Annotated in this window: 17 protein-coding genes and 1 pseudogene; 8 read left to right on the forward strand and 10 right to left on the reverse strand. The window is 45.8% G+C overall.

Annotated features, from left to right (window positions below; translation table 11 throughout):
* Positions 1 to 59: 59 nt before the first annotated feature.
* From ITG10_RS18830 to ITG10_RS18855, 6 genes are all read right to left on the reverse strand, one after another.
* The gene (locus ITG10_RS18830) at positions 60 to 2,174 is read right to left on the reverse strand and encodes a type I secretion system permease/ATPase (protein ID WP_017629971.1); all 2,115 of its coding nucleotides are present in this window, start codon (positions 2,172 to 2,174) and stop codon (positions 60 to 62) included.
* Between the two features lie 18 nt (positions 2,175 to 2,192).
* The gene (locus ITG10_RS18835) at positions 2,193 to 4,103 is read right to left on the reverse strand and encodes a LapD/MoxY N-terminal periplasmic domain-containing protein (protein ID WP_248387067.1); all 1,911 of its coding nucleotides are present in this window, start codon (positions 4,101 to 4,103) and stop codon (positions 2,193 to 2,195) included.
* Between the two features lie 5 nt (positions 4,104 to 4,108).
* Positions 4,109 to 4,777 carry a transglutaminase-like cysteine peptidase gene (locus tag ITG10_RS18840; RefSeq protein ID WP_017629972.1) on the reverse strand — a complete coding sequence of 223 codons (669 nt, stop codon included), beginning with the start codon at positions 4,775 to 4,777 and terminating at the stop codon, positions 4,109 to 4,111.
* Between the two features lie 59 nt (positions 4,778 to 4,836).
* Positions 4,837 to 6,228, reverse strand: a complete 1,392-nt coding sequence (locus ITG10_RS18845) for an HlyD family type I secretion periplasmic adaptor subunit (protein ID WP_132761657.1) — start codon at positions 6,226 to 6,228, stop codon at positions 4,837 to 4,839.
* Between the two features lie 115 nt (positions 6,229 to 6,343).
* Positions 6,344 to 7,636, reverse strand: coding sequence for a response regulator (locus ITG10_RS18850; protein WP_017630402.1), 1,293 nt, complete (start codon positions 7,634 to 7,636; stop codon positions 6,344 to 6,346).
* Positions 7,637 to 7,721: 85 nt separating this feature from the next.
* Positions 7,722 to 9,680, reverse strand: coding sequence for an ATP-binding protein (locus ITG10_RS18855; RefSeq protein WP_248387068.1), 1,959 nt, complete (start codon positions 9,678 to 9,680; stop codon positions 7,722 to 7,724).
* A 167-nt stretch (positions 9,681 to 9,847) separates the two neighbouring features.
* Here ITG10_RS18855 and pdxH point away from each other — a divergent pair, with 167 nt between their 5' ends.
* Positions 9,848 to 10,483 (forward strand): pyridoxamine 5'-phosphate oxidase, encoded by a 636-nt coding sequence (pdxH, locus tag ITG10_RS18860; RefSeq protein ID WP_017633016.1) that lies wholly within the window; start codon positions 9,848 to 9,850, stop codon positions 10,481 to 10,483.
* 109 nt (positions 10,484 to 10,592) lie between these two features.
* Here pdxH and ITG10_RS18865 read toward each other — a convergent pair whose 3' ends face one another.
* Entirely contained in the window at positions 10,593 to 11,312 is a 720-nt protein-coding gene (locus ITG10_RS18865; RefSeq protein ID WP_017633015.1) for a helix-turn-helix transcriptional regulator, read from the reverse strand.
* A gap of 279 nt (positions 11,313 to 11,591) precedes the next feature.
* On the opposite strand from ITG10_RS18865, the gene ITG10_RS18870 reads away from it, so the two are divergent.
* Both ITG10_RS18870 and ITG10_RS18875 read left to right on the forward strand, forming a co-directional pair.
* Positions 11,592 to 11,747, forward strand: coding sequence for a hypothetical protein (locus tag ITG10_RS18870; protein WP_248387069.1), 156 nt, complete (start codon positions 11,592 to 11,594; stop codon positions 11,745 to 11,747).
* 18 nt (positions 11,748 to 11,765) lie between these two features.
* Positions 11,766 to 12,785 (forward strand): annotated as a pseudogene (locus ITG10_RS18875) (ISL3 family transposase).
* A gap of 267 nt (positions 12,786 to 13,052) precedes the next feature.
* Here the strand turns inward: ITG10_RS18875 and ITG10_RS18880 are convergent.
* Positions 13,053 to 14,882 carry a formylglycine-generating enzyme family protein gene (locus tag ITG10_RS18880; protein ID WP_017632004.1) on the reverse strand — a complete coding sequence of 610 codons (1,830 nt, stop codon included), beginning with the start codon at positions 14,880 to 14,882 and terminating at the stop codon, positions 13,053 to 13,055.
* 223 nt (positions 14,883 to 15,105) lie between these two features.
* A complete protein-coding gene (locus ITG10_RS18885; RefSeq protein ID WP_132969999.1) occupies positions 15,106 to 16,209 on the reverse strand; it encodes a PEGA domain-containing protein in 1,104 nt (367 codons plus the stop codon).
* Positions 16,210 to 16,691: 482 nt separating this feature from the next.
* Here ITG10_RS18885 and ITG10_RS18890 point away from each other — a divergent pair, with 482 nt between their 5' ends.
* The 4 genes from ITG10_RS18890 (at position 16,692) to putP (ending at position 23,227) form a co-directional block, all read left to right on the forward strand.
* On the forward strand, positions 16,692 to 17,516 hold the full coding sequence (locus ITG10_RS18890; protein ID WP_017632005.1) for an AraC family transcriptional regulator: 825 nt from the start codon (positions 16,692 to 16,694) through the stop codon (positions 17,514 to 17,516).
* Between the two features lie 181 nt (positions 17,517 to 17,697).
* A complete protein-coding gene (putA, locus tag ITG10_RS18895; RefSeq protein WP_017632006.1) occupies positions 17,698 to 20,835 on the forward strand; it encodes a bifunctional proline dehydrogenase/L-glutamate gamma-semialdehyde dehydrogenase PutA in 3,138 nt (1,045 codons plus the stop codon).
* A gap of 11 nt (positions 20,836 to 20,846) precedes the next feature.
* Positions 20,847 to 21,551: a hypothetical protein gene (locus ITG10_RS18900; RefSeq protein WP_017632007.1), complete on the forward strand. Its 705-nt coding sequence runs from the start codon at positions 20,847 to 20,849 to the stop codon at positions 21,549 to 21,551.
* Positions 21,552 to 21,700: 149 nt separating this feature from the next.
* Positions 21,701 to 23,227 carry a sodium/proline symporter PutP gene (gene putP, locus ITG10_RS18905; protein WP_017632008.1) on the forward strand — a complete coding sequence of 509 codons (1,527 nt, stop codon included), beginning with the start codon at positions 21,701 to 21,703 and terminating at the stop codon, positions 23,225 to 23,227.
* 71 nt (positions 23,228 to 23,298) lie between these two features.
* Here the strand turns inward: putP and ITG10_RS18910 are convergent, their stop codons facing one another.
* A complete protein-coding gene (locus tag ITG10_RS18910) occupies positions 23,299 to 23,820 on the reverse strand; it encodes a MerR family transcriptional regulator (RefSeq protein ID WP_017632009.1) in 522 nt (173 codons plus the stop codon).
* Positions 23,821 to 24,088: 268 nt separating this feature from the next.
* Between ITG10_RS18910 and ITG10_RS18915 the strand changes: the two genes are divergently transcribed.
* Positions 24,089 to 24,922, forward strand: a complete 834-nt coding sequence (locus tag ITG10_RS18915) for a helix-turn-helix transcriptional regulator (protein ID WP_248387170.1) — start codon at positions 24,089 to 24,091, stop codon at positions 24,920 to 24,922.
* Positions 24,923 to 24,959: the final 37 nt, after the last annotated feature.

Raw genomic sequence — 24,959 nt, forward strand, 5'->3', positions numbered from 1 at the left:
GCTGATGCTCCCCCTTTTTGTTTTTTATAATATTGGCTGTTTTTATCTAACGTTTTGAGTTAGCTAACCGCTCTTACTTTGCCTTGTTTGAGGTCTGACAGAACTTGCGCTTTCGGACCGTCGGCAATAATGCAGCCTTTCTCCATTACGATCACTCGGTCGACAATATCAAGCATCGACGTTTTGTGTGTGATCAGAATTAACGTCTCGCTTGGAAGCAACTGGTTAAGCTGGTGCTTGATGTGCATCTCTGAGCGGTTATCCATAGCACTGGTCGGTTCATCCATTAACAACACTGGCGGACGGCCTAAGAAGGCTCTGGCAATTGCAATCGACTGACGCTGACCACCAGAAAGTAACGCACCGCCTTCACCGACTTGACGCTCTAAGCCCGCAGGATCTTGTTGAGTAAATGCAGTAACGCCAGCACGGTTAGCTGCATCCATCACATCACGATCATCCACTAAAGGACGACCAAGAGTGATGTTGTCTCTTACCGAACCGTAGAACAGATTACTGTCTTGCGGTACACAGCCTATATTGCGTCGTACGTCGACATGGTGAAGTTGTTCCATGTCGGTGTCATCTATACGCACATGGCCCTCTGTGGGCTTGTACAGGCCCATAATCAAGCGTTCTAGTGTGGTTTTACCTGAACCGATACGTCCAATGATCGCCACTTTCTCACCAGGTCTAATATGCAGGGTTAAATCTCTGATAGAAGCGACTGGAGAATCCGGATAGTGGAACGTCACTTTGTCGAGTGAGATATGACCTTGGATAATAGGGCGGTGAATGTAGCGTTTACCTTCTTCCTGTTCATCCGGCATCGACATCACTTGCTCAATCAAAGTCATCGATGATTTTGCTTGGTTGTAACGAGTCGAAAGCAGCGAAAGCTGAACAAGAGGACCAATCGCTCGGCCACTCAACATGGTCGCAGCGATCAAGCCACCCATCGTCAGTTCACCTTCCGCAATTAAGTACACACCAAAAATGATCATACCCACGTTGGTACTTTGCTGAACAAAGCCTGCCGTATTTTGGATGCTGTCGGTAATGCGGCGACTTTTGATATTCCAGTTCGCCATGTGAGCAACGGCTTCTTCCCAACGGAATTGGAATTGGCTTTGCGCACTGAAAAGCTTAACTGTCTCTAAGCCAGCCAAACTCTCAATCAAGTTAGCGTACTTTTGAGAAGCAAGACGAGAGCCTTCCTCGATGGTACGACGCAGTGGGCCTTGGATTAATAGTGCGTAGACAATCAATACGACCACGCCAGCCACGGGAACAAACACCAAGTTGCCAGCCATTAACCAAATTAAAGCCAAGAACATGAGCGCGAAGGGTAAGTCGATGAGTGAGCCAATGGTTGCCGAGGTAAAGAATTCACGAATGGATTCGAACTCTTGCAGGTTTTTAGCGAAAGCACCGACCGAAGCTGGTTTGGCTTCCATACGAATGCCCAACACCTTGCTGAACAGTTTCGAGGAGATCAGGATATCGGACTTCTTACCTGCAACATCAATGAAGTAGCTTCGCATCAGCTTTAACAGCAGGTCGAACAGGAACACTACAAAGATACCACTTGCCAGCACCCACAATGTTTCAAATGCTAGATTAGGAACGACTTTGTCGTACACCAAGCGTGTGAACATTGGTGCGGCAATGGCAAAGGTATTGATCAGAATAGAGGCGATCAACACATCACGATAGATGTTTTTAGATTCCCAAATCGTGCTCCAAAACCAGTGTCCTTTACGAGTTTTGAGAACCTCAGGTGAGCGTTCGTCGTAACGGAATTGTTTCTTTACTAAGAAGTAGCGGCCGATGAACTGCTCTTTCAATTCGTCCATTGGAATGATGATTGGTACCATTCCGCTTTCAGCCGTAATGATTTCCGCTTCTTGTTTTTCTAAATCGATACTGTTGAGAACACATGCCTCACCTTGTTTTAGCAGTAAAACCGCAGGCAGAATCAGGTGTGGAATGTTATCTAAATCGGAACGGTTTTCTTTTGCTACTAGTCCTGCACGCTCGGCTGAGCGTGGGAATAGGAAAGGGGTTAGCTTTCCATCAGTTAGTGGCAACCCATTGATCAACGCTTCGGGCGAGTTAGCTAACCCGTAATACCGGCTAACGTAGATCAGTGAGTTCAATAGTGGATCTTGCATGCGATATAACCCTTACAACTATTTATCAACAATGAAGCCTTGGAACACTTCTACGTAGTTATCAGATAGGATATCTAGCTGAGTTTGAGTTTCTATTCGAGACGCGATGGTCGTTACGCCAAGGTTATGAGCCGTTCGTGAGATCGACGTTAGGGTAAATTTCTGTTTTTCGTCATCAAGGTTATGTGTGAATAGGTAATCCAGTTTCACATAGCTTGGGCGGTACTCGTTGATATAATCCAGTGATTGGAAGTTACGTCCGTAGTTGTCGACACCAAACACCGCTTCAGCGTTGCGAATGGTGTTACACAATAGTGCCGTGTAGTGCGGAACGTTGATGAAACAGTTCTCTGGGACCTCAAAATGCAGCAGGTGAGCGACAGAGGCGTTTTGCTCAAGTGTTTTGCCAATCCAACGGATGAAGCTTGGCTGAGAAATACTGCTTGGTGAGATGTTGATAGCAATTGGGCTAGTGACTTCATTCGCATTAAGCTTTTCAATCATCTTCTCGATAACGTATTGGTCGAGAATATGGCTCATTTCAAGCTGTTCTAGTGCGTATAGATATTGGTTAGCACCGTAACGGATACCGTCTTTCTCAATCGCAGAGAACACCTCTTGGTGGTACGTTTTACCGAAGGCGTTGTTTGCAGCTTGCAGACGGAAGGTGACTAGGTCGTTGATGATCGCTTCTTCAACCAACATACGCCATTGCTGTTTACCCATTACCGCGCCGTGGTCGTCAGCGGTTACGTAGCCGTAAGCAAGCTCACGGTTCGCCTTAGCGCTTGAAAGTGCGTTATCCACCAGTGACATGATTTCGGTACTGGTTTTACGCTTGTTGCTGTAGGTCACACCCAGTGCAATGTGTGGGTTCGCCATACCTGTTGGATCTGAACCTAGGCTTTGAATGCAATTTACGATGCTGCTAGCAACAAGTTTAAGTTCGCTTTCGTCAATGTTTGGCATGATGAAACCAAATTCATCGCTAGAGATACGTGCAATAGTGATGTCTGGCGATGAGATAGAAGCCTGTAATTGTTCTGCCAATTGGTGAACTAAGGCATCACCTTCTTGATAGCCTTTTTCATCGTATTCTTCGCCAATAAATTCCGCTTTCAGTACAGCTAGACCACCTAAGCTCGATTCTTCTAACCACTGAGTTAATTGAGACATGTAGTAAGCGCGGTTACCTAGCTGAGACACAGGGTCGATATACGCTCTTTCACGCAGCTTCTGAGCTTCCTTCGCTTGGTTCTTAAACGCCAATTCCACTTGAGTCGACATGTGGTTGATACCATCGACCACTAAGATCAGATCTTTTGTTTTCGGACGAACCAGAGGTTCACCAAATTGATTCTTCGCGATTTGATCCATTTTGGTAATGATCAATGATAACGGGCGCAGTGCTCGCTTGAGGATCCATGAAATCGACACCAAACCCAGTAGGAAGATCGATCCAAATATGGTCAGTAGACGTGTAAATGCTTGCCAAAGTTGATCATAAGCCGGACCCGGGTGACTGACGATCTCAACCTCTGCTAGTTGCATCCAACCACTGGTGATCACACGGCGGTCATGAACGGGCTCAAACAGATTAAGGTTGGTAAACCACTGTGGTACGCCTGTTGATTTAACAGGGTATGAGCGGAGAATATCCTCGCCGCTGTCTAGGAAAATCAATCGAACGACGGAATAAGAACTGCCATCAAACAGGGCGTTGATAACAGACTCCACCGCCACCTTGTCCTTTTCTTCGAGGTAAGGGGCGAGAGCCAGTCCAACAGTATTAATGGTATTACTTACCTCAGAGCGCTGCTGCTCCTCTAAGTATCCACGGGTGGTATTGAATTCGATCATAAAAACTGACGTCATCAGTAGTATGAACACCGCAACCATCCCGACCACAAGCTGTTTATATAAAGTCATTGTACCTACTCATCGTAATTGATAATGGGTTTGTTTAATTTTAGAGAGCGCTCACGTGAACGTAAGTCGTTCCATAAGCTCAATCTTGAAGATTTCCCTGCTAGCTTACCGCTGCCTGCCGCTGACTTGATTAACCAAAGGTTTTTACCGTTGAAACTGTAAATTGGTCGTAGGTCTGGGCGTTTGGAACCGCGTTTTATCTCAGGGTTTAAGTTGTCCAAAATTAGTGGCTCTGCACTGGGTGTTGAGTAGTACGCCAACACCATGTGGAATTGGTTTAACTCAAGTGCTTTTACGTACACTAATCGTAATTTCTTATCTGGGACGCCAAGCTCGAGTAAAGAGAAGTATTTTGCGATAGTGAAGTCTTCACAGTCGCCGGCATTACTGCCCAAAAACTCCAGTGGTGTTGCCCAGTAGTCGTTCTTTCCCCACAAAATGGTGTCGTCGACAAAGTACATCTGGTTGAAGAACTGGTTTACTGACCTGAGTTTCTCTTTCTCACTCAATCCGTCGTAAGACGTCATGTTTGAGCGCCATGTCGCCACTCGTTTTCCGGCTCTGTCACCGTAGGTTTTGGTGACCGCATCTATCCATCGTTGATCGCTCTTGTTGAGCGCCACAGAGGTAAAAGAGGTGAGGACCAGCAGCAATAGCGAAATCCGAGACTTCATAGCCTCTGCTCTTGTCTGTTTGCTGCGTATTGAAAGGCGTTGTTAAACATCAAACGTCCTTACTCTTTTAGTGCGTTGTTTTGAGCGCTTAATATTGGCTTCAACATGTATTCAAGCACGGTTCTTTTACCCGTGATGATGTCGACAGAGGCTGTCATTCCCGGAATGATTGGCAGTTCTTCGTTTTTACCAAAATTGTGTTTTTCGGTGCGTACTCGCACGATGTAGAAGCTGTTGCCTTCTTCATCTTGGGTTGTATCGGCGCTGATGTGCTCTAACACGCCTTCTAGACCACCGTATTTGGTGAAGTCGTAAGCACTGAATTTAACGATGGCTGTCAGTTCTGGGCGTAGGAAGGCAATGTCTTGAGGAGCGATTTTCGCTTCGACCAATAGAGAATCTTCAGTCGGTACTATCTCTACGATGTCCATACCCGGTTGGATAACGCCACCTACGGTATTAATGCCAAGCGTTTTAACGGTTCCGGTTACGGGAGAAACCACGACAGTACGATTTACTCTGTCTTCTAGGCCAACAGCTGATTCGGTTAGTGCTGAGAGCTTGTCTTGTGCTTGATTGAGTTTTTCTTGTTGTTCTGATCGGAAGTTCAACGCCGCATCAATACGGCTGAGCATGGATTCTTTGATGGCTGAACGTAGGAGAGGGACTTTGAGTTCGCTTGAGGTCATTTCTCGGCGAGTGTCGTTTACTTGTCTTTGGAGCTTAAGTAATTCAATGCGTGGTACCACACCTTCATCGGCAAGGGGCTTGGTGATATCCAGTTCTTGGCGAGCAAACTGGTAGCTCTGTTTTAGGTTGCGGACACGTGCTTTAATTTCGACAAGGTCTTGTTGTTTCTGTTCAACTTGTTGATCAAAAACGGAAAGTTGGTTTTTTAGGTTGTTAAGATCTTGGCGGTATTCTGCTTTTTGACGATTAACCAGTTGAGGTTGAAGCTCGTAAAACTTAGGTGGGAAGGCAAGCTTACCGTAATCGAGAGTGACACTTTTCTTCCACTCTTTTTCAGAGAAATCTTCGTTGATAACCACACTGGTTAATGAAGCAGAGAGCATTAACACGTTGGCGGTTAAGTTTGCGACCTGTTGTTCACGCTCACGGAAGTCTGAACGGAATCGAGTGTCATCGATCAAAAGTAGTTGCTGGCCTTTTTGAACCTGTTGACCTTCTTTTACTAAGATCTCTTTAACTAGGCCACCCTCAAGGTTTTGCACCACTTGGATTTGGGAAGAGGGGATGACCTTGCCTTGGCCAACGGTGACTTTGTCTATTTCAGCCCAAGCGGACCACCCAATAGCAGCAATAAAAAACAGAACGATCACCCACAACATAATCCGCGCACTAGTAGGCGTATTGAGGAGCAACGCCGCGGTTTTATCGTCGACGTACTCTAGTTCGGTTTCGTTCAATTTGCTGAAATTCTTCTGGCTCATAACAGTCCTTGTTTGCTAAATAAAAGTGCAAGCCTATTGAGTGTATTCTTACTTTTGATAAATGTTAAGATTTTGCTCCTTTAAATCTTTGAATTTATATATTTTTTAGATCCTATCAATTTTTGAAATCCGTTTTGTCGAGTTGATGTTTTCTTAGCTTGTCATAGAGCGTTTTTCGCGACACTTGCAGCTCTTGCTGTACTTCTTTTAAGCGCCCTTGATGGCGGTGTAGTGCCTCGATCAAGATAATCTGCTCAAAGCTATCGGTGCGCTGGCTTAATGACTGTTGTTGCTCTTCAATGCTTACATCAAGTTGATTTTCGTCGTTTTGCTCATGTTCATCGTTGTCGAGTGACGGTTGTTTCACTTGCGTCAGCACTCTGAGTTCGGCATGTTGACGAAGCTGGCGAATGTTTTCGCTCCAATGAGTAGTGATCAGCCGTTGAATCTCTTTCTCTGTGATAACTGGCGGTGGCAACTGATATCGACTTGCTGCACCACGAGCAAAATGTTTGAACAAAGAGCCAATATCTTCCGTTCTTCGCGCCAAGGGTAGTAAATTAAAACGGCGCAGTTCACCTGTAATTGTAGTAGGAACTACTGTAGTTGCGATAATGATACAAGTTGCATTGGTCTTGCATGAGTTTTCACGAAGTAGAGTGGGTTTTAGAGCGGTTAACCATAACCATTGCTGCGAAGTTAATGCTTCTGTTTCATGGATATAGAGCGTTCCACCCTGATGTTTGTGGAGTAACTGCAGAACAAATTGATCAAACGTCGCTTGGTCACTACGGGGTAAATTGAATGCCGCGATAGGGCAAAGCTCTGCGGTTGAGTGGCTATGCAGATCGTGCGTGTACTGGGCGGTGATTCGTTTTCCCGTTCCGATATCGCCAACAAACAACAGCAGTGGGTTTTGTTTGCAATCTAATGTGATTAGTTCACGGCGTAATGTCTGCATCGATGGAGATTGACCAATTAATTTGGGACCAACCTGATTCTGCATCGCTAACTCTTTTCTTAATAGGTTGTTCTCTTCTACCAATGCGAGCTTGTCGGCCGCTTTTTTGACTGCCGTTAATAGGGCATCGACCACAAACGGCTTTTCCAGAAAATCATAGGCGCCAGCCTTCATCGCGGACACCGCAGTTTGCACGTCGCCATGCCCAGTCAGCACGATGATTTGAAAGTTAGGATTCTGGCTCAGCAACTTCTGGGTAAATTGAATGCCGTCCATGACTGGCATGTGGATGTCGGTAATCACGATGCCTGCTTGTGCGACGTCTATCTGCTTGAGCGCCTCAACGGCATTAGGGAAGCAGACAATGTCGATGCCTTCAATCAGCATGGCTTGTTCTACCGAGTCTCGGATAGCGGGTTCATCGTCGACAAAATAGAGTTTGGGCATAGAGTGCAAAAGCCGGTTCCTTAGCAGTATGTTGGATTAGAAGTAATGTGAAATTCGTTTTCTCGTTAACAATATCAACGCTGCGTTAGTCGTTAACTTTGTATAACGGAATATTAAGCGAGAATACCATGCCTGTCGGCTCCAACAGGGTTGCACTGATCGAGCTGTGATAGGCTTCAACAATCCGCTTCGATATAGAGAGTCCAAGCCCTAAGCCTTCTGGCTTGGTAGTGAAAAATGGGTCAAAAAGTTGTTCAAGCTTGTCGGCAGGCATACCAATTCCGTTGTCCCAAATGATCACCTGACACATGTCTTCATGCAGTTGCCACTCAACGCCTATCTGTGGGATAGCCTGTTGGGCTGCTGCTTGTTGAACTGTTGTTTGTAGGAGCGAGTTTTGTTGAAGATACAGAGATTGCTGATCGATGGCTTGCTGCTGAAGTGCTTGAGTCGCGTTGTGAATCAGATTCACTAGCACTTGTTCGAGCTCGGTCGGGTGAATCGCGATATTAATGTCATCCGGTACCGTGCTTAATCTGAGCGTGATGCCTTGCTTGATCATCAGTGCGCTGAGAATACTGGTGGCGTTGTTGATCGCTTGATGCAGGTTCGCCACATGATGTTCTTGTTTAGTCACCTTACGAGTGAATACTTTGAGGCGGGCGATGATCTCGGTAATCGAGGTGTTTAACGCGATCATTTTACCTAGGTTACTTTTCACCAAATCGGTTCGATCCATCTCAAGCAGTTTTAAGCTGTTCTCGCTGTAGGTTCTGAGTGCGGCAAGCGGTTGGTTGATTTCATGGTTAATGCTGGCTGACAGCTCGCCCAGAACGGCTAATTTGGCGGTTTGGGTTAGCTCTTGTTCTGTTTGTTTCAACTTCAACTGAGACTCTTGGTACTGAAAGATGGTTTGTTGAAGCTGCTGATTCGATTGCTTTAGATACTGAGTGCGCTTATCTACCGTTTGTTCCAGGTTTTGGTTGAGTCGGGTCAACGCCACTTTCGCTACGTAGGTTTGGCGCCATGACCAAGCAATCAGCACTACTAAGCTATAAATAACAACAAAGGTGATGTCGATTTGCATCACCTTAAGCAACTCAGCTTTGGTCTCTTTCAAAGCCACCACTTGATATTGGTTGTTGCTGATGGTTGCGGGGTACAGATTAAAAGCCCCAAGCTTGAATAACTGGTTGGCGGTGAGTTCTTTTCGGATTTCATTTGATTGAAGGTTGCTAGATCGATTTGTGTCAGATTGACTGGCGTGGTTAGCTTCAGACTGAGAGTTTGAAGAGCGAAAAGCGTCAATGATCGAAATTTCGCTCTGACCGTATTGGCGTTGAATTGCGATATCGGTTTGTTGCTGCTCAGTTAATGGCAACAAGGAATGATAAAGCCAAGGTGCTTGGCTTGAAAGAAATACCACTTGGTTCGAATCGAGTACTACGATCTCAAAATCGTCGCTGGTCAGGATGTTTTCGAGGTTTTCCAAGCTCACTTTTACCGTAATAACCCCGACAATTTCCTTGTCGATATTCAGAGGTGAAGACAGAAAATAACCTCGTACGTCTGAGCGAGCACCTAGCGCGACATATTGTGTCTTATTGCCTTTAATTGCAGAAGCAAAATAGGGACGAAACGAGAAGTTTTCGCCAACAAAGGTTCGTGGCTTTTGATAGTTACTTGAAGCAACGACAGTGCCGCTCGGGTCATGGATATAGATGGTGTCGGCTTGGCTTTGTCCGGACCATTCGAACAACAAGTTATTGAGCTGCGCTGCGGAGATCTTGTCTGCTTGTGGTGATGTGTCGAAGTAAGAGAGCAAGCGCGGATCGTGGCTGAGCAGATCGGGGATCTGCTTGAATTTATCCAACTCAGAATCGATTTGTAGATTCGCTTTATTGGCCGCTTCGTTGAGTTGTTGAGTGACGATTTTTTCTTGAAATTGCACTGCCAAAAAGTGTGTTGCGGTCAGCCCTGCTGCTCCCAGTAGCAAAGAGAATAAAACGAAGGGCGTCATTAGGTTAGGCAGTATTTTGGTCACTGGGATCTCAGCTTGTCATCGGTTTGTATAAAGATTATCAATATGATGGAGAGAGTACCGAGATCTTGTTAACACAGAGCACCTTCTATGAGACAAAACCAAGGCTTAGACTTGTGTTTCAAAGGATTACGGCGCAAAATCACAAAAAAATTAAAAGGAGCAACCAAATGGAACTGACAGATATTCGTCGCGAATACGCTAAGGGTGGATTGAGACGTAAAGACTTGGCCGCAGACCCGATTGAGCAATTCAATCTATGGCTAGAGCAAGCCATCGAAGCTAAGTTGACTGACCCTACTGCCATGACAGTTGCTACGGTTGATGAAAATGGTCAGCCATTCCAACGCATTGTTCTGCTGAAGAATGTGGACAAAGACGGTTTTGTTTTTTACACCAACTTAGGTAGCCGTAAAGCGCATCAACTTGAGCACAATAGCAAAATCAGCCTACATTTCCCTTGGCACCCTCTTGAGCGACAAGTTCATATTATGGGTACGGCTGAAAAGCTGACTGCGATGGAAAACATGAAGTACTTTTCGTCACGTCCAAAAGAGAGCCAGTTAGCTGCTATTGCAAGTAAGCAAAGTAGTCGCATCTCTGCACGTGGTATCTTGGAAGGTAAATATTTAGAGCTGAAACAGAAATTTGCGAAAGGTGAGATCCCTGTGCCTTCTTTCTGGGGTGGCTTCCGTGTGCGTGTTGATAGCATTGAATTCTGGCAAGGTGGCGAGCACCGCTTACATGACCGCTTCTTGTTCTCACGCCAAGACAACAGCTGGGATATTGATCGCCTAGCGCCTTAGTTCAAACCTTCCGTATGAATCAAAAAGTACCGTTGATTTTGTGTTTACTCACATCAACGGTTTTTTTTTCGTCTGTACTTTTATCTGGATGCGAGCTTATAGAACCCAATCAGTCACTGTGTAGAACCACTGAGATCTGTTTTTTGAGTAGGGTTTCAGGAATCACAGAGCCTAATCCTGAATCTAGCGCATACTCTATTAACTGGCTTTTGCTGCGTGCATCGAACTTCTGCTTTAACCTCGCAACATGGCCTTCGACGGTTTTGATTGAAATATTCAACGTCAACGCAATGTACTGGGGTTTCTTACCGAAAAGCAGTAAGAACAACACTTCTGATTCTCTTGCTGTTAGCTTCTTTTGCAGTTTCGATACTCGCGGTTTTGATCCGGCAATCGATGCCTGATTGCCTTTCGCGCACGTCGCCTGGCATACCCAATGACCGACCTCTAAAATCGCCGTGTCTGTCAGTTCTTGGCCATAGAAAATCGTGCCTTGCACCTTGTCTTCGTCATCAAGCCAAGGAGTTTTGGTAAAGATATGTGCGTGCCAGCGGCCGTCAGGGTAGGGATGAATATCGAGGATCTTGAGCGTGCTGCGTGTGTCCATCACATGCTTGTCTTGAGCTCTGAAGTCTTGAGCGCATTCGATGGTTTGGCTCGGCATGTCGAAATCGGTCAAGCCAGTGCACGTCTCGCCCGGTTTTAAGCCAATCAGTTGGTTGTAAGCGAGGTTTGCGTATACGAAGACCGAGTCAGTATCTTTACAGCCCCAGCAGCCTGGAAGTTGTTCAAATAAAGAACGATGTGTGGAGTTGAGTGGATCTGGCAAGGTTTTATCTCGTAATCAGAAGTGTAACGATGATATCAGTTTCTTATGGCGCTGCAATGGTAATTAGAGGCCAAAATCGGCGCCGAAATTTGGGGTTGAATATCCGTTAAACGGATTGCTGAGGAACTGCTTCAATCACGGGGAATAGATAAACGAAAAGGGTGATAAACAGGCAAAAAAAAGGTTCATCGCGGATTAGCGGGAACTAAAAACAAAAAAACGGTAGTAAGTGATATGGTTTAGTCGCCAAACAAAAATCATACACAAACTACCGTTTTCATGCCGAATCATACTTTCCTATCTTCATTCTGGGAAGGCTTTAAAATAGTAAAGTCTCACCAGACAGCATCACTTGTTACACTAACTCTTAAACCTAATTCTGAGGCTAAATGCCTTTGCGGTCTTGAAGCTGAGGCTATCCATGAGTATCAATGACGTCATGTGAAAGAGGCCATGTTGTTCAATGTTCCTGTTGAGCTTTCCGTTCAAACTCGAAGGATCAAGTGTCGTGACTGCGGCATAAAAACAGAGTTTCTATCTTGGTTAGAGCCTTATGCTCGTATAACGACGCGTCTAAAAAGCTATATAGAACAACTACTGCCTCTTCTTCCCATTAAGCATATCTCCCAGTTAACGAGCGTTCATTGGCACACCATTAAAGAGATAGATAAACGTCGACTTCGCCAAGTGGTACCGTCAGTGAAATGGGAAGGGCTAAGGCAACTCGTCATGGACGAGTTCGCCATCTTTAAAGGGCACCGATATGCCACAGTCATCGCTGATGCTAAGACTCACCAAGTCATTTGGATAGGGTTAGGTCGTAGCCGCAAGGACATACGACCGTTTTTCGAGCAGTTAGGCAAGCATGGTAACAATATCGAAGCGGTCGCAATGGACATGAATACGGCTTTTGACCTTGAAGTTCAAGCGCACTGCCCGAATGCAAAAATCGTTTACGACTTATTCCATGTTGTTGCTAGGTTTCGGTCGTGAGGTGATGGATAGAGTCAGAGTCGACCAAGCTAACAAACTCAAGCAGGATAAAAAGCGAGGCAATGGGTGAAGCGCTCACGCTGGGTACTGCTGAAAAACAGAGGTAATTTAAATGCACGACAAGATAGCTATCTTACTGAAATATTGAATATCAATAAGGACTTGATGGCCACTTATATACTCGGCTCACAACTCAAAGAGCTTTGGTACTGTAAATCAGAAGCACATGCTAAGGGGCTCTGGGAGGTATGGTGGGCACAAGTGCAAGAGAGTGGAATTAAGCCATTGAAAGAGTTTGCACGAAAACTGAGGCCTTATCTTCACGGTATTATTGCATCGGCAACTTATCCGCTCAACACCTGCACATTGGAAGGGATAAACAACAAAATAAAGTTAATCAAGCGAATGGGGTATGGATATCGAGATACAGACTACTTCTTCTTGAAGATAAAAGCGGCTTTCCCCGGAAAGCCGCGATGAACCAAAAAAAAGCCAGCCTGAAGAGGGGCTGGCCAAAGACAAGATATGCCTTGTCGACATGTAGAAGATTTTCAGTTTAATTCACGAGGGTCATGCAAATTAAACTGAGGCATCAGTTAGATACCCAGAGTGACTTACTACTCTATCGACGAATCTACTCCTAGGAATGCTAATGCATAAGGGGGGAATTCCCCTATAAACGCTGCTCAATGTGAGAATTGAGAACCTAGAGTAAATATTTTAAAACTTCAGCAAGTAATGGAGAGCTTACAGCTCTCGTAATACTCGGAATCCTAGGTAGTTGGCTGCGGTTGAAGGTGCAACGTTCAGTTCGTTATACACTTTTGCTTCTTCTGGAGAGAAGCTCCAAGCTCCACCCTTCGCTAAGCCTTTTTGAGTGGTTGTCCATTCCCATACGTTACCCACCATGTCGTAGAAACCAGTAGGCGTTGGTAAGAATGATTTTACTGGAGAAGTACTGACGTTTGACCAAGGTGTGCCTGCCCAACCTGTATTGGCTTTGCCAGAGCGGAATTCGTTGCCCCACCAGAAGTTGGTGTCTTGGCCTGCTCTTGCTGCGGCTTCCCACTCTTGTGGTGTTGGTAAACGGTAGGTAAAGCCCGTGTTGTCAGATAACCAACGCGTGTATGCCTTGGCATCGTTTTGGCTAACACAAACGACAGGAGCGTTATTCGCTTGCTTAAAGCCTGGGCTCTGCCAGTCGGTGTCAGAAACGGTGGTGATCTCGGCATTTACGAAGGTGTCGCAGGTGTTCATCAGCTCTGCATCTGTCTGGTAGCCAGTGCTTTCGACGAATGCTTTAAAATCTTGAACACGAGTCGGAGTAGCGGCTAATGCGAAAGGTTGTTTGATGGTCACTTGCTTGGCATTGTTTTCACCAAGTAGGTAGCGACCCGATCCCACCACAATCATTTCGGGGCTCTGAATGTCGTTACCCATAGGGTCGGCAAACTTAGTACCGACATTCAGTGAATTCTGTTTGGCTTGTAGTACGGCTCTTAGGTTGTGATCGCGAGCGATTTTTAGCTCTTGGTGGAAAGAAAGATAGCCTTCTTTCTCGATCGTCACCATGTGTTGGCCGGTTGGCAGCATGATTTCAACTGGCGTGCTGCCATAGTTCACGCCGTTAATCGACACCTTATCGTTGTACTGGTTTGAACGAACCACCAAGTTAACCCAAGCAACTTCTTTCTGCTGGTCGTTGGCTTGTTGATCGCTCTGCGTGAAACAGTTTGATGACTGAATACCCAACAGGCGACAAGGCGTGTTCTTATTTGGACGAGTTTCTAGATTCGCCGCAATCACCGCTCGGTAACGGTTATCTTCAGAGAAGCCTGAGGATTTCACCTTGTGCTGCAGAACGTGAATGTTCAGTGAAGCAGACGCCAAGTGCTCTTTCACTGTTTTCGATTCAGTCGCGTTGTCTACGAGGCTATGTTGGAATTGCTTCACGGCTTTTTGAAGTGCCAAGGTCACGGTTTGGTCTGAACACTGTGCCAGTGTCATGTCGCTGCTACAACGATTGGTAAAGCTGACCGTTTGCTCTTGCGTTTGAGTGATCTCGTTTCTTAGCCGCTCGGCTCTTGCTCTTAGCTTATCTTGATTGAGGTTTGCGATTGAAGCTTCTGCTGCCGCTTTCTCTGCTTGAATAGCCTCGAGCTCCATCACTAAGCCTTGCTGTTTCTGTTCAGAGTCAGACATCGCAAGCTTGTTCTCTTTTACGGTTTTCCAAGCCCCTTGGAAAGCGTTTTGAGCGAGTGAAATATCAAAGTCAGGTTCATCAATCATACGAGCGTAATCTTGCTCTAGGCTCGCTTTCGCTTTTGCTAGGTCTTGTTCTGCTTTAGCGGTCTGCTTTGCTACACGCGCAGATTGCTGTGCATGGTTATCGACTTGATTTTGTTTGTCTGCGAGCTTTTTCTCGACAGCCGTTAAGTCGGCATGCTTTTCGAAAAGCGAGCTTTCAATGTCGGTGACAGATGACGTGATTGCTGGTGGTGTTGCTTCAGCGAAAACAGCTGGCGTCATTAAGCAGGGAGCAAGTGCAAATAATAGAGTAGGAAGACCTTGGCGCATGATGGGCTACTTCAATCGTAATTTAGGTTAATCGAATATTCTAAACGAGAACGCCATTTCATCTGCAGCTACTGTTTATAATGACCATACAAGTTTATGGCGATCATACAGTTTATAACTATCAACAAAATGGCGAGGGTTCATTCAGCTTTGCGAAATAGGCACGGCTATCTGATATAGAGCTAAGCGTTTATATCGGCTTAGCTCTATGTAAAAAGGGTGTTTAGCTTTCTTTGCTAGGAAGAAGCTTAACCCAAATAGTGTCGCTGCCGTTGACGGTAACTGTGCGGTTGTAAGACTCGTAACCTTGTTTTGAAATGGTTACTTGGTGACGACCGCTTGGTAACGCAACTTCAAGAGGTGTGCTGCCGTACTTGATGCCGTTGATAGTCACTGAATCATTGTATTGATCAGAACGTACCGTCACGTTAGCCCACTGTTTGTCACTCTTTTTAACAACCGCTGCATTGCTGCCTGTTAAACAGTAGCGCGTTGAAACGTTCAATAGGTTACACGCAGCAACCGCTTCAGGTTTTGCTTGAAGCTGAGCTTGCATCTGCATGAAGTAAGAGTTGTTACCAGAGAAGCCGCTCTTGATTGCTTGGCTGTCTTGAACATGGATGTTCAGCTGAACGCCTTGTAAGTTTTGCTTCGCTAGTGTGCTTTCTGTGAGCTGCTCAAGTAATTGGCTCTTGAACGTTTGCACGGCTTTTTGGTTGGTCAGGTGTTTACCCTGCGCAGTACACTCACCTAGTGTCATTGTTGATGAACATGTGGTGGTGTAGCTGGTTTCAAGAACCGCACTTTCACGCAGCTCTGTTGCAATACGTTTTACGCGAGCTTCAACTTTTGATTCTCTCAAGTTTGCCAGCTCATTATTCAGGCGAGCTTGCTTTTGCTTGATTTGTGAAAGGTGAATTTCACCCTCGTTCATCGCTTGTTGATTGTCTAACTGAGCAGATTGATTTTCTTTAACCGCAGCCCATGCGTCTTGGTAACTTTTCTGGAAAGAGACCAGATCCGTTTCTGGATCTTCAAGTAAGCGACTGTACTGTTTGTCTAGTACAGACTTGGCTCTGTTACGTTTTGCCTTAAGTTCTTCACCTTCGCGCAACAACTTACTGTTTTTGTTTTGTAGTTGTTTTAGGTTCTCAGTCGCCGATACTTTGGTTGCTGAAATACGCTCAATATCTGAGTTTTTCTCTGTTAGCTTTGCATCGATAGCTGAAACGGGATCGACTTGATTGAGTTCTTCAGCGGATACCGATGCAGATACCCAAAGTGGGGATAGCGCAAGTAAAAGCGCTGAAATTCGAAAGTTAGTCATAGGTCCCTGCAACTTGTAGATTGAAATTGGCTCGTTAATAAAGTGTCTACTTCCTAGTTGTGAGTCACTAGTTATTAGCAATTAACACAGTACCCGTCTTTATACCGTTTTATTGCTATCCAATCTACTCAAAAGCCAAGTTTCGGTACTTCGGATACACTTTTTACAGGTTTAAACTAAAATATTTGAGCTATATAAGAAAATTTATTCGTTATGTTGGAACGTAGAAGCATTTATTTATGACATGGTTCTGGGTGTTTGTAGAGTTGCGTTGTAAGCCTTTAAATCCACCGGAACGATTGGTTTTACAATGCCCGTAGTTTATACACTCTTGATCATCTTTCCGGAGGCATGATCAAGACGATCGCAGTGATGATCTTTCCTTTGAGGTCAGGAAATGACTCTCATGATCATTTACAAATTCATCTTGTGCAGATTTCAGAGTATTATTCTTACTATGTTGACTTGAGTACTTTGCTGTCATGCCAAAACCTTTACCCTTTCCAAACCTAGACTTGTCTCCGCTAGGCCTTATTGGCCCTCGTCCCGCAGAGATCATTACCTTGCCATCGCATATGGATTGCCACGAGCACCATTATTCGCAGGTGGTGATTGGTCTAAAAGGTCAGGCGGAATTTGAAGTCAGCGGTAAGGGCAATCTTGTCGGCCCCGGCCAAGGATGTGTGGTGACCGCAAGCTCTGATCATGCTTTCGGTGGCGTGGTTGGTCAGTCGGATATTCTGGTGCTTAATATGCCTGTACCGAGTGACGACGACCCTCTTATGTTAGAGAAGATTAACCAGTTAGAGTCATCAAACGTCTATTTCCAATTAGACGCGCAAATTCAAAAGCTTATCCATATGTTGGTGCAAGAGATGCAGGCAAGCCCTGATGATCTTTTATTAAGCCGTGCCTGTAATGACACGGTGATCGCACTGATGCAAAGGCACATCTCGGCGTTTGAAACCTCAATCAAAGATTCGCGTTTCGATCTTGAAGCGCTGGATCGCTACATCGAGCAACACCTCGCAAATAAGATCTCAGTCGCGCAGCTAGCAGGCAGTGTGTTCTTGGGTGAAAGCCAGTTCCACATGCTATTCAAAGAGCAAATGGGCATTACCCCTCACCAGTATGTATTAGGTAAGCGTATCGACCGCTCTCGCCGCTTGATCGAACAAGGTAATCTTAGCCTTGGTCAGGTTGCAGAACTTGCTGGATTCTCCGGTCAGTCCTCTTTTACTCACACCTTTTCACGCCTTCAAGGCATGTCACCATCCCAATACAAAAAGAAAATTTCTGTTAAATAGTGAAACAAAACGGCATATTATTTTAAAGTTTCATATGTGACGTTGTGTTTGTTTTGTTAATAAAGCGAGTTTTTAGCAAAAAACTCGGAGTTTTTGACAAGTAATCCTTATATACTCTAAATACACTGCAGCCATTGTAGAGATCCCCGGGCAATTCCGGGTGTGAGATTAAGGAAAACGCATGTTTACAGCTACTGATGTGTTAAAGCCAGAATTCAACGAGCAGTCGCTTGCTGATCTATGGTCGCTTATCTCACCATTATATATGGTGGATGAAACCCAATGGCTAGAGCAACTTCTGCCACTAGCTACCCCTTCTGAGTCTGAAAAGCAGCAAATCACAGAGAAAACGACATCATTGATCGAAGCTATTCGTGCGGATAAGACTTCTATCCAGATGATCGATGCACTGTTGCTTGAATACAGCTTGGATACTCAAGAGGGCATCTTGCTGATGTGTCTGGCGGAAGCCTTGATGCGTATTCCTGATTCAGCAACGGCTGATGCGCTGATTCGCGACAAGCTAAGCGTTGCGGATTGGAAGTCTCACCTTAAGAATTCTGATTCGGTGTTTGTTAACGCATCCACTTGGGGCCTAATGCTAACGGGCAAGGTGGTTGGACTTTCATCTAAAGAGCAGAGTGCGGGTCAAGCGGTTAACCGTTTAGTGAACAAGCTTTCTGAGCCGGTGATTCGTAAAGCGATGCACCAAGCAATGAAGGTGATGGGTCACCAATTCGTTCTTGGCCGCAGTATTGCTGAAGCGCAAAAGAACGGTAAGTCTATGCGTGATAAAGGTTTTACCTACTCATACGACATGCTAGGTGAAGCGGCGCTGACCACTGCAGACGCAAACAAATACTTCAAAGATTACCTAATGGCGATTGAAGCCGTGGGTCGAGATACATACGTATCTTCAAAATTAAGCCCAGCACCGTCTGTTTCTATCAAGCTTTCTGCGCTTCATCCACGTTACGAAGTAGCGAATGAAGAACGTGTATTGACTGAACTTTGCGACACGCTAGAGCAGTTATTGCGCCGAGCAGTAGAGCTTGATGTTGCGATTACGATTGATGCTGAAGAAGCGGATCGCCTAGAGCTTTCTCTAAAATTATTCGAAAAACTGTACCGCACTGATCTTGTGAAAGGTTGGGGTAAATTTGGTCTGGTTATTCAAGCTTACTCAAAGCGCGCACTACCGGTTCTAGTATGGCTAAACCGCTTGGCGAAAGAGCAGGGTGATTTAATCCCGCTTCGCTTAGTGAAAGGTGCGTACTGGGACAGCGAAATCAAATGGTCACAGCAGGCTGGTTTCACTGATTACCCAGTTTACACTCGTAAAGAAGCGACGGATGTGGCTTATCTTGCATGTGCACGTTACCTATTGAGCCCAAGCGTTCGTGGCAATATCTTCCCGCAGTTTGCGAGCCACAATGCTCACACGGTTTCTGCAATTGCAGTAATGACTGACCATAAAGACTTTGAATTCCAACGCTTACATGGCATGGGTGATTCTCTTTACAACCATGCGATGGAAGCTTACCAGCAGTCAGTACGTATTTACGCACCAGTTGGTAGCCATAAAGATCTGCTGCCATACCTAGTACGTCGCTTGCTAGAGAACGGCGCAAACAGCTCGTTTGTACACCGTTTGGTTGATGCTCGCTGCCCTGTGGCAGAGCTAACACAACACCCGGTCGATATGCTTCTGGCGTTTGATACGCTGAACAACACTAAGATTCCTCTGCCGCCAGCGGTATTCCCTGAGCGTAAGAACTCTTACGGTGTGAACATTGATATCGAAAGTGAAGCTCACCAGTTTGAAGAGCAGGTTAAGTCTTTCCTTAACAATCAATGGACTGCAGGCCCTGTGATAAACGGTGAATCTCTTGCCGAAAGCATGATCAAGGCAGATCAGAACGTTGAGCAAGTCACCGCACCTTACGATCGTCGTATTCATGTGGGTCAGGTGGCTTTCGCTAACCTTGATCATGTTTCCGCAGCGATCACTGGTGCAGACGCAGCATTCGCTGATTGGAACGCGACTTCGGTTGAAACCAAAGCGGCTGCGCTTGAGAAGTTGGCTGACCTGATGGAAGACAACCTTGCTGAATTGGTGGCGATTTGTCATCAAGAAGCGGGTAAGACAATTCACGACAGTGTTGATGAAGTACGTGAAGCGGTCGACTTCTGTCGTTACTACGCAAAACAAGCGGACAACCTGCAAGGTTTCGAACTAAAAGGTTTTGACGGCCAAACTCGAATCGCTTCACGACAAGGTCGTGGTGTGTTCGTTTGTATCAGCCCTTGGAACTTCCCTCTCGCTATCTTCCTTGGCCAAATTACAGCGGCACTCGTCGCGGGTAACACGGTTGTGGCGAAACCTGCTGAGCAAACAAGCTTGATTGCAGCTCGCGCGGTGGAACTGATGAATGAAGTGGGTTTCCCTGCTGGCACGATTCAACTTCTACCTGGTCGTGGTGCTGAGATCGGCAGTGCGCTAACCAGCCACGATGCCATTGCGGGCGTTGCCTTTACGGGTTCAACCCCAACAGCACAACGCATCAATGTGTCATTGGCAAGCCGTAACGCTAAGCCAGTTCCGTTTATCGCGGAAACCGGCGGCCAGAACGCAATGATCGTCGACAGTACTGCACTGCCTGAACAGGTGGTTCGTGACGTGATTCGTTCTGCATTTGCTTCTGCAGGTCAACGTTGTTCTGCACTGCGTGTGCTTTACATCCAAGAAGACATTGCAGACCGCGTAATTGCACTGATTCACGGTGCAATGGACGAGCTAAGTGTTGGTATTCCACATCTGCACAAAACGGATGTTGGTCCTGTTATCGATGAGAATGCGAAACAGAAGCTAATGGCGCACCTAGAAAATATGACCAATACCCAGAAGAAGGTGGCTCAACTTTCTCTAAGTACGGATTGTGAACATGGTGACTTTGTGCCACCAAGTGCCTTTGAAATTGATGACATCAGCTGTTTGAAAGAAGAGCAATTTGGCCCTGTGCTGCACATCGTTCGCTTCAAGGCGAGTGAGTTAGCGCAAGTTGTAGACCAAATTAACCAAACCGGTTTTGGCTTAACCATGGGTATCCACAGCCGTAACGAGACAACTTACCGTTGGATCGAAAAACACGTTCGTGTGGGTAACTGCTACATCAACCGTGACCAAGTAGGCGCTGTTGTTGGTGTTCAACCATTTGGTGGTCAAGGCTTGTCGGGTACAGGCCCTAAAGCGGGTGGTCCTCACTACCTATACCGCTTTACTGATGTTCAGTTTTCTCAATCACAAGACAAGGCATAAGGAGCAGTATCATGGTTCATCAAGTGACAGGTTTTTCTGATGCTTTGTTAGCGTGGGAACAATGGAATCTTACCGACTTTGAGCATAAGAGTGCTCAGGTACTTTCATTTAAATCAGAGATCGAAAGTCAGTCTGCACCTTTGGCAGCAGTGGCGACTTATCATTTAGAGCAAGCGTCTGCACTGCTTTCTGAACATCACCTCATGGCGGGTCCTACGGGCGAAACCAATGAGTTATATGCTGCAGGTCGTGGTGTGGCTTTGGTGATTGTTGATGATTGCGAAGAGAAAGTGCCAGCGCTGCAAACCGCAACGGCAATGATTACTGCTGCACTGTTGGCTGGTAACAGCGTTCAGTTGTGCAGTGATGACGTGCAGTTCAATACCTTAATTGCTGACGCCGCGAAACAAGCGAATCTACCAACTAACTTAGTACAGGTTGCCTCGTATGACGCTGCTCAACAGCTGCTGTCTTGTGATGTACGAAGTGCGGGTTATGTGGGTAATTCACAAACGGCTCAAGCTATCAATTTACAACTTGCTAAGCGTGACGGTGCAATCGTCGGTTTAGTAGCTGAAACGGATCTAACAGCAATGAATGTTGCAAATGATCCACACCTATCGCTGCGCTTCATTACCGAGCGTACGCGAACTATAAATATAACAGCCGTGGGCGGTAACGCGACCTTGCTCGAACTTGGAAGCGAAGCTCACTAACCTTCAGTAATACTGGCTCTAAACACTTTTGTGTTTTTCCATTTTGGTTTTCTCCATCTTTGGATTTAATTCATAGTGCTTTGGAGCCTGAATACCTAACTCAATGCACTTGCTTGCCTTTATGGTGAGTGCTTTGCATTGAATTAGGCATGGAAGGCTTTCTACAAAATGAGGACTATCAAATGATAGAAAACAGCTTTGCAATAACGACGACGTTCATTGCGTATCTAATTATGATGCTGGCAATCGGTGTTATTGCTTACAAACGTACATCTAACTCAACTGACTACTTCCTAGGTGGTCGTTCGTTAGGTCCATGGCCTGCTGCACTTTCTGCTGGTGCATCAGACATGAGTGGTTGGTTGCTACTTGGCCTACCAGGTTACGCTTACGCTGCTGGCTTTGAAGCATTCTGGCTTGCTGGTGGCCTACTTGTGGGTACTTGGGCTAACTGGTTAATCAGTGCTAAGCGTCTGCGTACTTACAGTATTACAACTGAATCACTGACGTTGCCTGAGTTCCTATCTCGTCGCTTCAATGATAACTCTAAGCTGATCCAAACAATTTCTGCTTTCTTTATCCTTTTATTCTTCCTTTTCTACACAAGTTCAGGCTTGGTAGCGGGTGGTAAATTGTTTGAAACGGTATTTGGCCTAGATTACACAACAGCGGTAATTATCGGTACCGTATGTGTGGTTTCGTACACCCTGTTTGGTGGTTTCCTTGCGGTATCTTGGACTGACTTGGTTCAAGGTCTGCTGATGTCTGCTGCGCTATTGATTGTACCAATCGCAGCAATGAACGGTGGCCTTGGCCAACTGTCTACTGACCTACACAACATCAACCCAGAGCTGCTAACGCTATGGAATGATGCGAAAGGCGAGCCACTTTCTGCTATCGCGATCATCTCGCTAGCGGCATGGGGTCTAGGTTACTTCGGTCAGCCACACATCCTTGCTCGTTTCAAAGCAACACGTAGCAATAAAGACCTAACAACAGCGCGTCGTATTGCGGTGGTATGGTCTGCACTGTCTATGGTTGGTGCAATGCTAGTGGGTCTTGTGGGTCTAATCTACGTGACTAATTCTGGTGCTCCTAAGCTAGATGATGGCGAGAAGATCTTCATGCTTCTTGTGAACGCGATGTTCCACCCAGTAATCGCAGGTATCCTACTTGCTGCAATCCTAGCGGCAATCATGAGTACTGCGGATTCACAGCTATTAGTATCTTCATCTGCACTAGCAGAAGATCTGTACAAGCAAGTACTTAAGAAAGATGCGACATCTGAAGAGATCGTTCGTGTAGGCCGTTTCGCGGTAATCCTAATCTCTCTCATTGCACTTGTGCTGGCGATGACGCCAGACAGTTCAGTACTTGGCCTTGTGTCTTACGCATGGGCTGGTTTCGGTGCGGCATTTGGTCCAGCTATCGTATTGAGCCTGTACTGGTCTCGTATGAACCGTAACGGCGCTCTAGCGGGCATCGTGGTTGGTGGTGTGACTATCGTACTTTGGAAACAGTTCACGGGCGGTTGGTTCGATGTTTACGAAATCGTACCGGGAATTATCCTATCGACTATCTCTATCGTTATCGTGAGCCTAATCACTGGCGAGCCAGAAGACGAAGTTAAGAAGCAACACGCTGAGTTCGAGAAGAACCTTGTTGAGCTAGACTAATTTACATTGTAAAAATACCAATGAATTAGCAAAAGAGTTGAACAAAGAATAATAGAGTCACTTCGGTGGCTCTATTTTTTTGACCACTCCCTAATGCTTTCGACCTCTTCTTGGTCAATATTCAAAGACTCCAAAAACTCCTGGTGAGCGGTTGGCTCCATCTTCTCAAACTGCTTGTGCCAGTTCTTCATGTCTTCTTCGTTGAACCCTGCGTTCTCCATCACACGCACCCAGCGGTCTTTGGTTAGCAGTTTCTGTTCTAACAATTCTGGTTGCTCCAATAGCATGACAATCGCTTTTTGTTGTTGGCGAAGGTTTTGAATCTCTTTTTCCAATGCGTTGAACTGATTGACTAGGGTCTGTTCTTGTTTCACATCGTCTTTGCGATCAAGCAGCGCTGTGATCTCTTGGATTGATAGGCCAAATGATCGGTAAGAGATAATACTCTCTAAACGAGCCTGTTCTTTGTCGCCATACCAACGATAACCATTGTCTGAACGGCTGTGAGGCAGAAGCAATCCTGCACGTTCATAATAGAGAATGGTGGTGCGAGAGATGTTGTAGGCCTTGGCAATTTGAGTGACAGTGAGCATGTTCAACCTCATTGGTGGAGAGAGCTTTGATTCATAAGAATGTCAGATAGCCGAATATTCTAATCGCGCTTGTCTGGAGTGTATAGAACACATTCCAATACGCCTGACAGCGTGAATCTCAAGTCAAAGTTCTAAGGCTTGGAGATTTCCGTTTTCATAGGAATCCATTACAGTTGCTAGAGTAAAGCAGTAAGCGAACAGGAAGAGAGAAGTGCCCCAAGCGATCCCGAACATTGGCTTTAATCATGAAAAAACGGCGTAGGCAGAACTGGAGCTGATCCCACTGTCTCGACTCTATTCTGATGGCAGCATCGACCACGATCCTCAATTGCCACATCGTGTTAGCTTCTTCTTGATTCTGTTTATTGAGCAAGGCTCTGGGACGCACATGGTCGATTTCCAAGACTATCCTTTCAGCCAAGGGAGTGTGTTGTTCATTCAAAGAGAGCAAGTACACGCCTTTGATTTTAGTAATAAGCCGCAAGGAACGGCGGTTATTTTTACTCAAGCATTTCTCGACAGCGTTCACGCTAATATGAAGCTGCCGAACTACACACCAACCCACTTGAACAAGGCGCACTCGGCATTACTTCCATTAGATGAACTTCATCAAGATCGCACGCAGAGCCTGCTGCAGCAAATTACGACAGAACTGAATCAACCAGAACCCGATCCCTTGATTGTGATGTATCTGTTCTCGGCATTGGCGCTGATTCTTCATCGCCTACGACCAGAAGTGAAGCAAGACGCCTTGAGTTTGCAGCAGAATATTAAGTTTGCTCGCTACTTCGAGTTGCTTCAAAACAATTACCTGCGCGTTCGTGATGCAAACTGGTACGCCAATCAAATAAGCACCACCTACAAGACACTGAATCAGGTGTGCAAGGTTGCAACTGGGCTAACAGCAAAGCAGATCATTGATTCTTTCACTGTGTTAGAGATGAAGCGCCAGCTAGTGGTAAGCAACATTACCTCACAAAAGATGGCATTGGATTTTGGGTTTGAAGACGCGAGTAATTTCGTTAAATACTTTAAAAATCATACCCAAATGACACCGAGTGAGTTTCAAAAGAAATACTCAAAACCGTCTCTAACCGAATAACTGCGATTGAATATGGATACGTTAAGGTTCGATATCT

This window comes from Vibrio sp. ED004 (assembly GCF_023206395.1).
GTDB lineage: Bacteria > Pseudomonadota > Gammaproteobacteria > Enterobacterales > Vibrionaceae > Vibrio.

Bases quoted from the DNA above. Each gene is read 5' to 3' on its own strand.
- ITG10_RS18845 (WP_132761657.1), bottom strand. From the start codon at position 6,228: ATGAGCCAGAAGAATTTCAGCAAATTGAACGAAACCGAACTAGAGTAC.
- ITG10_RS18870 (WP_248387069.1), top strand. From the start codon at position 11,592: ATGCCGAATCATACTTTCCTATCTTCATTCTGGGAAGGCTTTAAAATA.
- ITG10_RS18840 (WP_017629972.1), bottom strand. From the start codon at position 4,777: ATGAAGTCTCGGATTTCGCTATTGCTGCTGGTCCTCACCTCTTTTACC.
- ITG10_RS18880 (WP_017632004.1), bottom strand. From the start codon at position 14,882: ATGCGCCAAGGTCTTCCTACTCTATTATTTGCACTTGCTCCCTGCTTA.
- ITG10_RS18890 (WP_017632005.1), top strand. From the start codon at position 16,692: ATGCCAAAACCTTTACCCTTTCCAAACCTAGACTTGTCTCCGCTAGGC.
- putP (WP_017632008.1), top strand. From the start codon at position 21,701: ATGGAAGGCTTTCTACAAAATGAGGACTATCAAATGATAGAAAACAGC.
- ITG10_RS18900 (WP_017632007.1), top strand. From the start codon at position 20,847: ATGGTTCATCAAGTGACAGGTTTTTCTGATGCTTTGTTAGCGTGGGAA.
- ITG10_RS18910 (WP_017632009.1), bottom strand. From the start codon at position 23,820: ATGCTCACTGTCACTCAAATTGCCAAGGCCTACAACATCTCTCGCACC.
- pdxH (WP_017633016.1), top strand. From the start codon at position 9,848: ATGGAACTGACAGATATTCGTCGCGAATACGCTAAGGGTGGATTGAGA.
- ITG10_RS18850 (WP_017630402.1), bottom strand. From the start codon at position 7,636: ATGCCCAAACTCTATTTTGTCGACGATGAACCCGCTATCCGAGACTCG.
- ITG10_RS18830 (WP_017629971.1), bottom strand. From the start codon at position 2,174: ATGCAAGATCCACTATTGAACTCACTGATCTACGTTAGCCGGTATTAC.
- ITG10_RS18835 (WP_248387067.1), bottom strand. From the start codon at position 4,103: ATGACTTTATATAAACAGCTTGTGGTCGGGATGGTTGCGGTGTTCATA.
- ITG10_RS18885 (WP_132969999.1), bottom strand. From the start codon at position 16,209: ATGACTAACTTTCGAATTTCAGCGCTTTTACTTGCGCTATCCCCACTT.
- putA (WP_017632006.1), top strand. From the start codon at position 17,698: ATGTTTACAGCTACTGATGTGTTAAAGCCAGAATTCAACGAGCAGTCG.